The organism is Streptomyces sp. JLBG701 (assembly GCF_058544905.1).
In genome coordinates, this window is sequence record NZ_CM178588.1 from 1,534,642 (window position 1) to 1,547,491 (window position 12,850).

At 72.0% G+C, this 12,850-nt stretch carries 11 protein-coding genes; 6 read left to right on the forward strand and 5 right to left on the reverse strand.

Going from position 1 to position 12,850, the window contains the following annotated elements:
* Positions 1-2: 2 nt before the first annotated feature.
* Genes AC5DRG_RS07060 through AC5DRG_RS07070 form a run of 3 tightly spaced genes read right to left on the reverse strand, consistent with a single transcriptional unit; the run spans position 3 to position 3,840 of the window.
* A complete protein-coding gene (locus tag AC5DRG_RS07060; protein ID WP_491808890.1) occupies positions 3-440 on the reverse strand; it encodes a roadblock/LC7 domain-containing protein in 438 nt (145 codons plus the stop codon).
* Positions 437-3,001 (reverse strand): sensor histidine kinase, encoded by a 2,565-nt coding sequence (locus AC5DRG_RS07065; RefSeq protein WP_491808893.1) that lies wholly within the window; start codon positions 2,999-3,001, stop codon positions 437-439. The genes AC5DRG_RS07060 and AC5DRG_RS07065 overlap by 4 nt, the downstream gene beginning before the upstream one ends.
* Before the next feature lie 44 nt (positions 3,002-3,045).
* On the reverse strand, positions 3,046-3,840 hold the full coding sequence (locus AC5DRG_RS07070) for an MHYT domain-containing protein (protein WP_491808894.1): 795 nt from the start codon (positions 3,838-3,840) through the stop codon (positions 3,046-3,048).
* A 152-nt stretch (positions 3,841-3,992) separates the two neighbouring features.
* Between AC5DRG_RS07070 and AC5DRG_RS07075 the strand changes: the two genes are divergently transcribed.
* From AC5DRG_RS07075 to AC5DRG_RS07085, 3 genes are all read left to right on the forward strand, one after another.
* Entirely contained in the window at positions 3,993-4,592 is a 600-nt protein-coding gene (locus AC5DRG_RS07075) for a class I SAM-dependent methyltransferase (protein WP_491808896.1), read from the forward strand.
* A 184-nt stretch (positions 4,593-4,776) separates the two neighbouring features.
* Complete coding sequence (locus tag AC5DRG_RS07080; RefSeq protein ID WP_491808898.1) at positions 4,777-5,073, forward strand: hypothetical protein; 297 nt, start codon at positions 4,777-4,779, stop codon at positions 5,071-5,073.
* A 136-nt stretch (positions 5,074-5,209) separates the two neighbouring features.
* Positions 5,210-6,112: a hypothetical protein gene (locus tag AC5DRG_RS07085; protein ID WP_491808899.1), complete on the forward strand. Its 903-nt coding sequence runs from the start codon at positions 5,210-5,212 to the stop codon at positions 6,110-6,112.
* A 66-nt stretch (positions 6,113-6,178) separates the two neighbouring features.
* Here the strand turns inward: AC5DRG_RS07085 and AC5DRG_RS07090 are convergent, their stop codons facing one another.
* Positions 6,179-6,361 carry a tail-anchor membrane protein gene (locus AC5DRG_RS07090; RefSeq protein ID WP_491808901.1) on the reverse strand — a complete coding sequence of 61 codons (183 nt, stop codon included), beginning with the start codon at positions 6,359-6,361 and terminating at the stop codon, positions 6,179-6,181.
* 227 nt (positions 6,362-6,588) lie between these two features.
* On the opposite strand from AC5DRG_RS07090, the gene AC5DRG_RS07095 reads away from it, so the two are divergent.
* From AC5DRG_RS07095 to AC5DRG_RS07105, 3 genes are all read left to right on the forward strand, one after another.
* Positions 6,589-9,447 carry an SCO1167/SCO6262 family helicase gene (locus AC5DRG_RS07095; RefSeq protein ID WP_491808904.1) on the forward strand — a complete coding sequence of 953 codons (2,859 nt, stop codon included), beginning with the start codon at positions 6,589-6,591 and terminating at the stop codon, positions 9,445-9,447.
* Entirely contained in the window at positions 9,444-10,721 is a 1,278-nt protein-coding gene (locus AC5DRG_RS07100) for an SWIM zinc finger family protein (RefSeq protein WP_491808905.1), read from the forward strand. The genes AC5DRG_RS07095 and AC5DRG_RS07100 overlap by 4 nt, the downstream gene beginning before the upstream one ends.
* Positions 10,722-10,889: 168 nt before the next feature.
* On the forward strand, positions 10,890-12,236 hold the full coding sequence (locus AC5DRG_RS07105; RefSeq protein WP_491808907.1) for an esterase-like activity of phytase family protein: 1,347 nt from the start codon (positions 10,890-10,892) through the stop codon (positions 12,234-12,236).
* A 62-nt stretch (positions 12,237-12,298) separates the two neighbouring features.
* Here AC5DRG_RS07105 and AC5DRG_RS07110 read toward each other — a convergent pair whose 3' ends face one another.
* Positions 12,299-12,571, reverse strand: coding sequence for a hypothetical protein (locus AC5DRG_RS07110; protein WP_491808909.1), 273 nt, complete (start codon positions 12,569-12,571; stop codon positions 12,299-12,301).
* Positions 12,572-12,850 lie beyond the last annotated feature (279 nt).

Consider the following 12,850-nt stretch of genomic DNA (forward strand, 5'->3'; position numbering starts at 1 on the left):
GATCATCCGGCGGCGGGCGGCCGCGCGGCGACACGCGTCGGCGTGTAGAGGTGCTCGCCCACACGCTTGACCAGCCGGGCCATCTCATACGCCACCAGGCCTATGTCGGCGGTCACGGCGGTGAGGACCGCCAGGCAGGAGCCGTCGCCCGCGGCAGCGACGAACAGGAAGCCGTCGTCCATCTCCACCATGGTCTGTCGCACGCCGCCGGCGCCGAAGTGGCGGCCCGCGCCCTTGGCCAGGCTGTGGAATCCTGAGGCTACGGCGGCGAGGTGTTCCGCGTCCTCGCGCCTGAGGTCGGTCGACGCGCCTACGGCGAGCCCGTCGTTGGACAGCACCACGGCGTGCCGCACTTCGCTCACGCGCAGCACCAAGTCGTCCAGCAGCCAGTCCAGTTCGCCTGACCGCTGAGCGGCCCTCATGCCCGGGTCCTGGATCATGCGGGGTCTCCTTCGCTGCTGTCGCTGCCCGCTGCGGGGTCGGGGGTGGCACCGCGGCCGGGCTGTCTGCCGCCGCCACGCGTCCAGCCCTCGCGGTAGGCGGCCATGCGGTCCCGTACGAGTTCGGGAGTGCGTTGTTCGTCGGTCCGCGGGTCGGTCGTCGGGGCCGGATCCTCGTCGCGCCGCTCGCGCAGTTGGGGGGCGAGATTCGCCTGCCGTACGCGGCGTGGGAGGTCGTCGCTTCCCTCGGTTGCCTCGGGTTCCGCGTCCGCGGAGTCGTCCGGGGGGCGGTGCAGCCGCAAGGTGGTGACTCCGGGGGGCGGGGTTTCGGTCGCGGGCTCCGCCGCGGCGGGTGGGGGTGCGGGGGCGGGGGCGACCAGTGCGGGGCGGTCCGCCGACGCCGATGCCTGGACGGATTCCTGGTGCCGGGCCGGGGCGGGTACGGGCGCGTACTCGCGTTCCAGGGGCCGGTCCGCGCTCGCGGCGGCTTTGGGGGAACGTTCCGCCGCGCCCCCGTGCAGCAGCGCGGTGGGCAGCAGGACGACCGCGGTGGTGCCGCCGTAGGGCGAGGTCCGCAGGTGCACCTTGATGCCGTGCCGGGCCGCGAGCCTGCTCACCACGAAGAGGCCGAGCCGGTCGCTGTCGAACAGGTCGAGGGCCTCGGACTGCTCGATGCGGCGGTTGGCCTCGGCGAGGGTCTCCTTGCCCATGCCGAGGCCCCGGTCCTCGACCTCGATGACATAACCGTTGCCGACGGGTTCGCCGGTGATGCGCACGCGCGTGTGCGGAGGCGAGAACTGGGCGGCGTTCTCGACGATCTCGGCCAGCAGGTGCGTGAGGTCCGCGACGGCCCCGCCGATGACGGACGACTCGGGGAGTTGTCGTACCTCCACGCGTGCGTAGTCCTCGACTTCGGAGACGGCCGCGCGGACGACGTTCGTCAGGGAGACCGGCATGCGCCACGCGCGGCCGGGTGCCGCGCCGGAGAGGATGATCAGGCTCTCCGCGTGGCGCCGCATGCGGGTGGTGAGGTGGTCGAGCCGGAAGAGGTCGCTCAGTTCGTTCGGGTCGTCGGAGCGGCGTTCCATGCTGTCGAGCAGGCTGAGTTGGCGGTGGACGAGGACCTGGCTGCGACGGGCGAGGTTGACGAAGACCCCCGAGATGCCGCTGGCGAGTTCGGCGCGTTCCATGGCGGCCCGCAGGGCGGCGCGGTGCACGGTGCCGAGGGCCTCGGCGACCTGTCCGGCCTCGTCTTCCGCTGGTGGCCCGGTCGGCGCTTCGGCCCGGATGTCGATCTCCTCGCCCGCGCGCAGTTTCCGCATGGCCTCGGGGAGGTTGCGGCGGGCGATCTCCAGGGCGCTGTTGCGCAGGCTGACCAGCTCGATGACGAGGCCGCGCCCGATGCGTACGGAGATGACGAGGGAGGCGGCGACGGCGGCGAGGCCGAGCAGGACCGCGGCGCCGGCCGGGGTGAGCAGGCCACGGGTGAACGGGTCGGCCTGGTCGGCGACTTCGCTGCCCGCGTCCTCCTCGATGGTCCGCATTCCGCCCTGCACGCGCGCGTGTGCCTTGTCCCAGGTCGATTCAGGTGCCGCACCGATCGCCCGCCCGCCCGGGGTCGCGGCGAGGACCTTGTCCTCCAGCGCGCCCACAGAGGCGTAGGCGCTGCCCTCGGCGAGGTTCCGCCAGGCGGCGCGTTCGGGGCCGCGCAGGTCCGCGACGGCGGATTCGGTGAGCGTACGGCGCGTGTCGACGGCGCCGGTGAAAAGCCTCAGCCGTTGGCCGTCGAGGCGACCGGCGATGTGGGCACTGGCGAGGACGGTGTCCTCCTGGGCCAGTGCCTCGCCCGCGCGGGAGAACTCCAGCAGCACGCGCGCGTCGGAGCCGAGTTCCGCGTCCTGGATGCCGGTGAGCGCGCCACCCACGCCGAAGGCCGTGGAGATGGTCTTCGTGTACTGCCCGTACGTCTCGCCCCAGCCGACGCGGCGGTCGAGCACAGCGGTCCGCAGTGAGCGCAGTTCTTCGGCTCCGGTGACGAACGCTTCGAGGCGCTGGGCCACTCCCGCGGGCAGTTCCTCGCTGTCGGCGACGGTGTTGCGGGCGCCGAGTCGCAGCGCGCCGACGGCCCGGTCCGTGCGCGCCGAGAGCGACTTGAGGTCGTCGCCGCGTCCGGCGGCCGGGGCGGTCGCATAGCGCACCGCCGCCTCGCGCTCGGCCTGGAGTGCGGCGACGGCGGCCGCGACCGGGGCCCGCACCTTGGTGTCCACGCGCTGCAACTGCCGCAGCCGGGAGACGTCCTGGGCGGTGGTGACGGTGGCGGACGCCCACAGGGCGAGCAGCGAGACGACCGGCACCATCAGCAGGCAGACGATCTTGGCTCGGACGGTTCGGGGTCGTAGCCGCCAGCGTCCCGCGCGCGCGGGCGCGTGGTCCGCCGGCGAGCCGTCGAGATCCTCCGTGACTTCGTCGGCGGGCGGTCCGGCGTGCGCGCGGCGGCCGCGCACGGGGGGCGTGGGCGGCGTCTCGGCGCCGGGTGCGGTGGTCCTACGGGGTGTACGCATGGCCTCCTCGCTCGGGAGTGGTTTCGGGCACGCCGTTCAGACCGTCACAGTCCCGAGGCCGCCGGCTGGCGGGCGGCGCGGTCGACCGACCGCTGGGCCGAGGCGGATGCCTCGCGCTCCCCGGTCGTGGGCGACAGGGCGACAAAGGCGGAGGTCAGGAAGAGGTAGGACCCGAGGCCGACGGCGAGGGGGAAGATGAACTGCATCGCCGTGGCCCCGGGCAGGACCTCGCCGGAGGGCGTGACGTGCACGCTCACCGCGAACATCGCGGTGTAGTGCATGCTGCTGACCGCCGCCCCCATGACGAGGGAGGCGACGGTGACCGCGATGGGCGACTTGATGTTGAGCGCCGCCCACAGGGCCGCTGTCGCGGCGACGACGGCGATCAGGACGGAGAGCGCGACGAGCGCGGGGTCGTAGGTCACGCCGCCGTGCACGCGCACCGCCGCCATGCCCAGGTAGTGCATGCTCGCGACACCCAGGCCGGTGGTGAGGCCGCCGAGGAAGAGTGCGCGGACGCGGTCGCGGCTGTATCCGACGGCGAAGACGCCGGCGCAGACCACGATCATGGCCACGAGGAGACTGAGGATGGTCAGTGGTACGTCGTAGCGGATGTCGCTGCCGCTGACGCTGAAGCCGAGCATGGCCACGAAATGCATGGTCCAGATGCCGGTGCCGATCGCGGAGGCCGCGGTGATGAGCCAGTTGCGGCGCGACCGCCCGGTGGCGGCGAGCGCGCGGACGGTGCAGCGCAGCCCCAGCGCGGCGCCTATGCAGGCCATCACGTACGACAGCGCGGGGGTCAGCCAGCCGAAGGTGGCGTGGTCCAGGTGTCCCATGGCTCAGGGACGCTAGTCGGGGCGCGTGCGCACAAAGGGGGCGCATTTCGAAAGGTGCCGCAATATGACGCAGCGGTGCACCGGAACGATCGCGTCCCGCTCGAACATGCGCACACAAGCGTCTTCCATGCCGGTGCGGGATCATGCGGAGCATGAGCGACGACCACACGCACGTCCAGGATTTCTTCGGCGCCCGCGCGGCCGACTGGGACAGCCGGTTCCCCGACGACGGCCCCGCCTACGCCTCCGCGGTGGCCGACCTCGGACTCGGCGAGGGGGACCGCGTGCTCGACGCGGGCTGCGGCACCGGACGCGCCCTGCCGCCGCTGCGTGCGGCCGTGGGGCCCTCGGGAGTGGTCGTGGGCGCCGATCTGACCCCGGCCATGCTGGAGGCCGCCGTACGGGCCGGTCGGGACCGTGACGGACGGCTGTTGCTCGCCGACGTCGCCGCGTTGCCCCTGCGGTCGGAGTCGCTCGACGCGGTATTCGCGGCGGGCCTCATCGCCCACCTGCCACAACCCGCCGAGAATCTGCGGGAGTTGGCGCGCGTGGTACGCCCCGGCGGCAGGCTGGCGCTGTTCCACCCGATCGGCCGGGCAGCGCTCGCGGCCCGCCAGGGCCGCCAAATCACACCGGAAGACCTGCGCGCGGAGCCCAACCTGCGTCCACTCCTGGCCGGTTCGGGATGGCGCATGACGTCGTACGTCGACGAGCCCGCCCGCTTTCTGGCCCTGGCCGTGCGGGAAGGCTGAGCCACGACGAACGGACAGAGGGCGTAGCGCATGTAGTCATCGGTGATGTCGTAGCCGTCTGTTCGAGCCGCTCGAAGCGCTTCACCGAGCTGTCCCCCTTCTGTCGCCGGAACTCCAACTCTACGTTGAGTAGCGGAAGATGAACGATCAGCGAGGGTAACCACACGGGGGGAAGGTGGTCCGCATGCTCGACAGGATCCGCAAGTCCTTTGCCAGATTCGTCAACTCCATGCGCATCGACATGGGCGACGGCCGGGACACACGTACGCACAACCTCTTCGAGGCCGCTGCCACCTATGTCTCGGCCTGTGCGGAGGACGACCAGGAACAGATCGACGAGGCAGCCGCCTGGGTGTCGCCGGAGGCGCTGTCGTTCGGGGTGAGTGAGCTGGCGTGCCGTGCCGTCATCGCCCTCGCGCGGGAGCGGGACGAGTCTCCGCGTACCGTGGCTCGGGACCTCCTGGGACTGCCGGCGGCCTGACTCCGGGGCCAACGGGCGGTCGATTCGCCCCGTCCAGCCGGAAAACTGCAGCTCCGGGTGGTCTGGGGAGTCGTGACAATCGCATTCCGCTCGCATTAGGGTGCGCGCCGATGGACGAACCGATGGGGAGGCTGGAATGGCCGGGACGGACGAGGACGCCGTCGCCGCCGAGGACGACGCGCTCTATGTGCTCACGGCGGTGCTGCTGACGCCGGCGAAGTTCCCGAGTGTGCTGGGCGACGACTATCCGGAGGCCTGCGCGGCGCTCGGCCTCCCGCCGCTCGCCGACGGGTACGGCCTGGTGCTGGGCCAGGACGGCGAGGGTGCGCGCTGGACGGTCGTCATCGACGACGTCTCCCTGGTCGCGGTCGCCATCGCGTCCTGGGACTGCGGCATGGAGTACGACCTGTCGCCCAGCGAACGTACTGTCGTCGCCGCCCTCCCGGGATGGCCTCTTCTGGTCGCCGTGGCGGCTCCGGGAGTGCCCGCACCGCACGATCCGGATCCCGAACTCGGTGAGGGCCCTCCGCTGTCGCCGCCGGACACCTCCGTCTGGGGGCCCGCCCAGCGGCGTCTGGGCGCCGATGAGATCGCTCTGCAGTGGGCGACGTGGCGGGAGCAGATCGACGACGCCGACTTCCCGAGTCCGAACGGCGGGTCCGAGGCGGACGAAAGCCCGTCGGACACGGCCGAGAAGGCGGATGACGGGGCGGTCGGAGCGGACGGGGCCGAAAAGGCGGACGCCGAGGCCGGCGACAGCGGGAGCGGGGGCCACAGCGGGATCCGGCGTGTCCTCTCGGAGGCACGCGCCTACGTGGACACGCCGCCGCCCCTCGGTCGCGTCCGGTCGTCCTTCGCCCCAGGCGACGCACGGACCCTGCGCGCCGACGGCCCGGGCTGGTCGATGGTGGCCAGGACCGACGACATCGCGTTCGTGCTGCTGGACGACGAACCCGGCGAGGTCCTGCCGGTGGGCCGGGGCCCGGAGCTGCCGGGTCTACTGCAGGCGCTCGACAAGATGGCCGTACGTCCGAGTTGAGCTCGCGTGGGCCGCGGCGCTCGCCCGCGGCGCGGCCCAGTCAGCGGTTCCGGCGGCAGTGGCGTCTCAGCGGCCCAGCTCCTTTCGCGTGGCGCGGCGCAGCCTGCGCCGCTGCGAGGGGTCCAGCGCGAGGTACGCGGCGACCGGAATTCCCACCACGATCAGGAACGAGACCCACCAGGGCAGCCAGATCAGCAGGAGTAGCCCGACCGCCACCCCGCCTACGGCGATCTTCGCGTTCTTCGACATGTGCGTCGCCTCCTTCGCGGCCTCTGTGCCGCTCTCTGTCATGAAAACGGGTCCGCGCTTCCCGCAGTTCCGTACCGCGACCCTGAGACATCCCTGAGGCGCGCCCCCTACTGGTCCCGCCTCCAGTGACTCAGGTCATCACTCGGTCACGCAAGGCGCGCCCTCGAAGTGCTGTAACATCGGCGACCCGACCCCCAGTAGTCAAGTTTGAGGAATGCGGCTTCGCTGTGCTGAGGATTCCCACGGCAACACCGTCCGAGATCTCGGAACTGGCCCGCTGCTGTGCCGTGTTCGTGCCCGGCGATCCGGCCCGCACGGGCAGCGTCGCGTTCTGGAGGCCCGACGGCGACGCTCCTCCGGCCGTCGCGTCCGGGTCCGTCGAGCAGTTGAGCGTCGTACTGCCCACCGACGGCGGGGTGCGTCTGGTGAGCACGCCTGCCGTACTGCTACCGGTGCGCGCGGCGCTTCCGGTCCTCACACGCGCGCGTGCCGTCGAGCAGGGCCACCGGGCGGCCGTGTTCTGGGGCACGGCCGCAGTGCTGGCGCTGCAGTTCGTGGCGCGCGGGCTGCTGCTGCCCGGGCTGTCCGCGAGCGACCACGACGCCTGGCGCACCGGGCCCCTGCGCGCGGAGGACGTCGAACGCGTCCGTCGCCTCGCCGCCGCGATGCCACCCGAGGCGCACGCGGTACCGCTGCACGACACCGAGCCGCTGCGGCTGCCCGACCCGGAGCGGCTGCTGCGCGCCTTCCTCGACGCGGTCGCCGACACGCTGCCCCGCTCCCCCGCCGCGGCGCTCGTCACGGGCGGGCCGGCCTACGCCGCGCGAGAACCGCAGTACGTCCCCGAGCAGCTCGCGTGGGCCGCCGATGTCGCCGCGGGCCATGACGCGGGCGTACGGATCTCGCTGCGGATCGAGGTGGCGGGTCTCTCGACCGCCGCGCGGGACGACACCGCGTTGGGGTTCCGGGCCGTTCTCCAGGTGCACAGTGTGAGTGATCCGGCGCTCGTGGCGGATGCAGCCAGGGTGTGGGCCGGGGCCGGCGGCGAGGGCTTCGGCCCGCGCGCGCGGATGGACGTCCTCCGCGCGCTCGGGCGTGCGACCCGGGCCTGGGCTCCGCTCACGCCGCTGCTGACGGCGGCCGTCCCGGACGCGGTCGACCTCGCCGACGACGAGGTCACCGAGCTTCTCGGCGAAGGCACCCGTGCTCTCGCCGGAGCCGGTGTCGATGTGCACTGGCCCAAGGGACTGGCCCGCGGGCTGACCGTCCGCGCGGTCGTCGGGCCGCCGGACGACGAGAGCGAGCCCGGCAAGGTCGTCTCGGGCACGCCGTCGTTCCTGTCCGCCGACTCGCTGCTCGCCTTCAACTGGTCGTTCGCGCTGGGCGACCAGCAGCTCACGCGCGCGGAGCTGGACCGGCTCGCCGAGGCCGGCCGTCCCATGGTGCGGCTGCGCGACCAGTGGGTTCTGATCGACCCGCAGGAGGTGCGCCGCGCCGGAGCGCATCAGGACCGCAAGGTCACGCCCATCGACGCGCTGAGCGCCGCTCTGACTGGCTCCGCGGAGGTCGAGGGCCGCCGGGTCGGCGTACTGCCCACTGGGTGGCTGAAAGCCCTGCGGGAGCGGCTGGCGGACCCGGAGGCCCAGGAGCCCGTCCCTCAACCCGCGGCCCTCGCTGCCACACTGCGGGACTATCAGCGGCGGGGGCTCAACTGGCTGGCCCGGATGACGTCCCTGGGTCTTGGCTGCTGTCTCGCCGACGACATGGGGCTCGGCAAGACGATCACGCTGATCGCCCTGCATCTGCACCGGCAGACCGAGGAGCCGTCCGCCGGGCCCACCCTCGTGGTCTGTCCGACGTCCCTGATGGGCAACTGGCAGCGTGAGATCGAGAGGTTCGCTCCCGGCACTCCCGTGCGCCGCTTCCACGGGGCACGGCGCAGCCTCGACGCCTTGTCCGACGGGGAGTTCGTGCTCACCACGTACGGCACGATGCGGCTGGACGCGCCGCGGCTCGCCGAGTTGCCGTGGGGCATGGTCGTGGCGGACGAGGCCCAGCACGTGAAGAACCCGTACTCGGCGACGGCACGGGCGCTGCGTTCCGTCGGGGCACGCGCGCGTGTGGCGCTCACCGGTACTCCGGTGGAGAACAACCTGTCCGAGCTGTGGGCGATCCTCGACTGGACGACCCCGGGGCTGCTCGGCCGCCTCGGCACCTTCCGTACGCGGTACGCGCAGGCCGTCGAGTCCGGGCAGGACCCGGCCGCGGCGGAGCGGCTCGCCCGGCTCGTACGCCCGTTCCTGCTCCGGCGCCGCAAGTCGGACCCGGGGATCGCTCCCGAGTTGCCGCCGAAGACGGAGACGGACCGCGCGGTGTTGCTCACCAAGGAGCAGGTGGGCCTGTACGAGGCCGTGGTGCGCGAGACGCTCGCGGAGATCTCCGGCGCCGACAGCATGGCTCGGCGAGGACTGATCGTGAAGCTGCTGACCGGCCTCAAGCAGATCTGCAACCATCCGGCGCAGTTCCTCAAGGAGGAGAGGCCGACGATCGCCGGACGTTCCGGGAAGCTGGAGCTCCTGGACGAACTGCTCGACACCATCCTCTCCGAGGGGGCGAGCGTTCTGGTCTTCACGCAGTACGTGCGGATGGCGCGCCTGATCGAACGGCATCTGGCGGCGCGAGGCGTGCCTTCGCAGTTCCTGCACGGCGGGACGGCCGTCGCCGAGCGCGAGGCAATGGTGGAACGCTTCCAGGACGGTGAGGTCCCGGTCTTCCTGCTGTCGTTGAAGGCCGCCGGCACGGGTCTGAACCTCACTCGGGCCGAGCACGTCGTGCACTACGACCGCTGGTGGAACCCCGCCGTCGAGGCGCAGGCCACCGACCGCGCGTACCGCATCGGCCAGACCCGGCCCGTGCAGGTGCACCGGCTGATCGCCGAGGGAACGATCGAGGACCGCATCGCCGACATGCTGAATCGCAAGCGGGAGTTGGCCGAGGCGGTGCTCGGCGCGGGCGAGGCGGCGCTCACGGAGCTGACGGACGCGGAACTGGCCGATCTGGTGGAGCTGCGAGGGGGCACCCGATGAACGCCGTGCACGACGGCGCCGGTGACACGGAGCGCACGTTCGCCGCGTTGCCGCCCGTGCGCGGGCAGGGCTTCGCGCAGACGTGGTGGGGCCAGGCCTGGTTGAGGGCACTGGAGGACGCGGCTCTGGACTCGGAGCAGGTGAAGACGGGGCGCAGGCTCGCGCGCGCGGGAGCCGTGGGCGCGGTGTCGGTGCGACCGGGCCGCATCACGGCCGTCGTCCAAGACCGCGACGGCACGGGGTACCGGGCCGACGTCCTGCTGGAGAAGCTGTCCGGTGAGCAGTGGGACCGTCTTCTGGACATGGCCGTCGAGCGGGCCGGACACCTCGCAGCACTGCTCGACCGCGAGATGCCCCCGCATCTGGTCGAGGACGCGGCGGCCGCCGGCATCGAACTGCTGCCGGGCATGGGTGATCTGGAGCCGGAGTGCGCCTGCGGCCCCTGGGACCACTGCGGGCACACGGCGGCCCTCTGCTACCAAGTGGCACGGCTGCTGGACCAGGATCCGTTCATCCTGCTCCTGATGCGGGGACGCGGTAAACGCGCTCTGCTGGACGATCTCCAGGGCCGTGGCGCCGGCCCCGTCGAAGAGCCCTCCGAGCCCGAGGGAGTGGACGCGGCGGAGGCGTACGCGACCGGGAGCATCCTGCCGGCGCTGCCCGAACTGCCCGAGCTCCCCGAGGAACCAGGCCTGCCACCGTCCTTCGACACCGACGCGCCGCCCGCTCCCGGTGTCGACCCGTCCGCCCTGGAATTCCTGGCCGCCAGGACGGCCGTAGAAGCGCACCGTCTGTTGGCGGAGGCTCTTCGCCTTGGGCCGGAACAGCCTCTTCCCGAAGTGGAGTTGGCGGTCGATCAGGATGCCGTGCGGCTTGCCGCGGGCGCGCCGGAGGCGGCGGTTGGGGACCGGCTCGCCGATGGGTCGGGGCGCAGTCGGGAGGAGTTGGCGTCGGCCGTGCGGGCCTGGCGGGAGGGTGGCGCGGACGCGCTGGCCGTGCTGGAGGAGGAGTGGATGGTCGAGGGTGAGGCGCTCGCACGCGCGCGTGCCGCGTTGGAGTCGGCCTGGGAGGCGGACGAACAGCCGATGCTGCGGGCGAAGGGCAATCGGTGGACGGTCGTCGGTGCGTCGGCTCAGCTGCGCCTGGGGCGCGACGGCCGTTGGTGGCCGTATCGGAAGGAGCGCGGGCGCTGGGTGCCGGCGGGAGGAGCGGTCCGGGAACCGGCCGCGGCCCTGGTCTCGGCCGAACTCGGCCCTGTCGAGGGCAGGTCGTAGCCAGAGCGTGTCCGGGCAGGCGAAGCGTGCCCTGCGAGGCATGGGTTCCGGTTGTGGACGTCGGCTCGCCGAACGGTCGACTCCCCGTGTTCATCCGACGGTCGTCGGACGTTCCGCGCGGGACCCAACTCTGGCCGCTGTCGAAGAACTTGCCCTTCAGGAGGCCCGATGTCCCCGTATGCCACCGGCCGGCGCCCAGTCCACCGTTCCGCGGCGGTGGGCGTACCGCTCGCCGTGGTGGTCGCCCTCCTGGCGGCCGGAACGGCCGTGGGAGCCCCGTCCGCGGACGGGACCGCCCAGGTCACGCACGCCGCGACGCTCGGCGACATCCCGCTCGCGACGTTCAGCAACACGCTGCTGCCCGGCACCGTCGACGACGACCGGGGTGTGGACCTCGGCGGCATCGGCAGTGACATCTACCCGGCGGGCCGCAAGGGCGAGTTCTGGACAGTCACCGACCGTGGGCCCAACGGCCAGATCAAGGTGGACGGCAAGAAGCGGCGCACGTTCCCCGTGCCGGGCTTCGACCCGGCGATCGTGAAGATCCGGGTGTCCGGCGACACCGTCAAGGTGCTGGATTCGATTCCCCTCACCACGTCCTCCGGCAAGCCGGTCACCGGGCTGCCGAACCAGGAGGGACGCGATGAGGCGCCGTACTCCTACAACGCGCAGACGCCGCTGTCGTACAACCCGAACGGCGTGGACACCGAGGGCATCGTGCGGGCCGAGGACGGGAGTTTCTGGCTCGTCGACGAGTACGGGCCCTCCCTGATCCACGTCTCCGCGCGCGGGAAGGTCCTCACGCGCTATGTGCCCGAAGGGCTGAACGTCACGGACACGGACTACCCGGTGGTGGAGGCGCTGCCGTCCGTCCTGCTGCACCGGAAGATCAACCGCGGCTTCGAAGGACTCGCCCTGCTGCCCGGCGGTGACCTGGTGGTGGCCCTGCAGAGCCCGCTGTCCCTCCCGGACGGCGACGCGGGTGACGCCTCGCTCAATACGCGCCTGCTGCGCTTCTCGCCGAAGAAGAAGGCCGTCACCGCCGAGTACGCCTACCGGTTCGACCCGGTCGACGTGGTGGACCCGAGCGAGGACGACCCATCCGAGCTGAAGATCTCCTCCGTGGTGGCCTTGGGAGGCGACCGGCTGCTCGTCGAGGAGCGCACGGACAAGGCCGCGCGGCTGCAGGTCGTCAGGCTCACACGGAGTGCGAACATTCTGCGTGGCCCCTACGACGACGACACCACGTCGCCCTCCTTGGAGGAGCTCTCCGACCCGGCGGCCGCGGGCGTCCCGGTCCTGGCCAAGCGCCTCGTCGTCGACCTGGGCACGGTCTCCGGCGTGCCGGGGAAGATCGAGGGCGTCGCGCGCGCGGACCACGACACCCTGGCCCTGATCAACGACAACGACTTCGGGATGTCGGACGGCACGGGCGCGTTCGACAGTGCGGGCAGGCTCGTCGACAGCGGCATCGAGACGACGGTGACGTACGTGCGGCTGCCGCGCGGAATCTGATCCACCGGGCGGCAGCCGCCGGCCTGACGGCGGCCACCCGTTCTCGGAACGCGGCAGGGGATTCAGTCATCCGCCCCGAACGGAATCAGCGATTCGAAGTCGCTGGGGAACTCGCTCGGCAGCTCACTGGGAAACTCCGACGGCAGTGACGGCACCACGGTGGGCAACTTGCTGGGCAGTCTGGTCGGCAGTTCGGTCGGGAGGCTCAGCGAAGGACTCGGAGTGGTGCTCGCGCTCTCGCTGGGCGACTTCTTGTCGGGTGAGTCGTCGTTTCCGGAGGAGGCCATCAGCACGACGACGGCGACGGCTGCGACGACCGCGATGACGGCGAGCACGATGAAAAGGGGATTCCGGCGCCTCCCGGGGCCGCCGGAGCCACCTCCTCCGTAGGAGGGCGGGTCGTTGCTCCCGGGAGGGGGACCGTAGCCCCCTCCGGTTCCGTACTCCCCGTTGACGGGGCCGAAACGTTCGGTAGGTGGTCCGAAGCCGCCGCCCGGAGGCGGCGTGTCACCCGGTGGCCCGGGCGGCTGAGGCGGTACGGGCGGCATGGACATACCGTCCAGCGTCGCGGCCTGCCTGTCATGACGCGACCCCCGCGCGGAAGTTGATACGGA

Bases quoted from the DNA above. Each gene is read 5' to 3' on its own strand.
- AC5DRG_RS07060 (WP_491808890.1), bottom strand. From the start codon at position 440: ATGATCCAGGACCCGGGCATGAGGGCCGCTCAGCGGTCAGGCGAACTG.
- AC5DRG_RS07065 (WP_491808893.1), bottom strand. From the start codon at position 3,001: ATGCGTACACCCCGTAGGACCACCGCACCCGGCGCCGAGACGCCGCCC.
- AC5DRG_RS07070 (WP_491808894.1), bottom strand. From the start codon at position 3,840: ATGGGACACCTGGACCACGCCACCTTCGGCTGGCTGACCCCCGCGCTG.
- AC5DRG_RS07075 (WP_491808896.1), top strand. From the start codon at position 3,993: ATGAGCGACGACCACACGCACGTCCAGGATTTCTTCGGCGCCCGCGCG.
- AC5DRG_RS07080 (WP_491808898.1), top strand. From the start codon at position 4,777: ATGCTCGACAGGATCCGCAAGTCCTTTGCCAGATTCGTCAACTCCATG.
- AC5DRG_RS07085 (WP_491808899.1), top strand. From the start codon at position 5,210: ATGGCCGGGACGGACGAGGACGCCGTCGCCGCCGAGGACGACGCGCTC.
- AC5DRG_RS07090 (WP_491808901.1), bottom strand. From the start codon at position 6,361: ATGTCGAAGAACGCGAAGATCGCCGTAGGCGGGGTGGCGGTCGGGCTA.
- AC5DRG_RS07100 (WP_491808905.1), top strand. From the start codon at position 9,444: ATGAACGCCGTGCACGACGGCGCCGGTGACACGGAGCGCACGTTCGCC.
- AC5DRG_RS07105 (WP_491808907.1), top strand. From the start codon at position 10,890: ATGTCCCCGTATGCCACCGGCCGGCGCCCAGTCCACCGTTCCGCGGCG.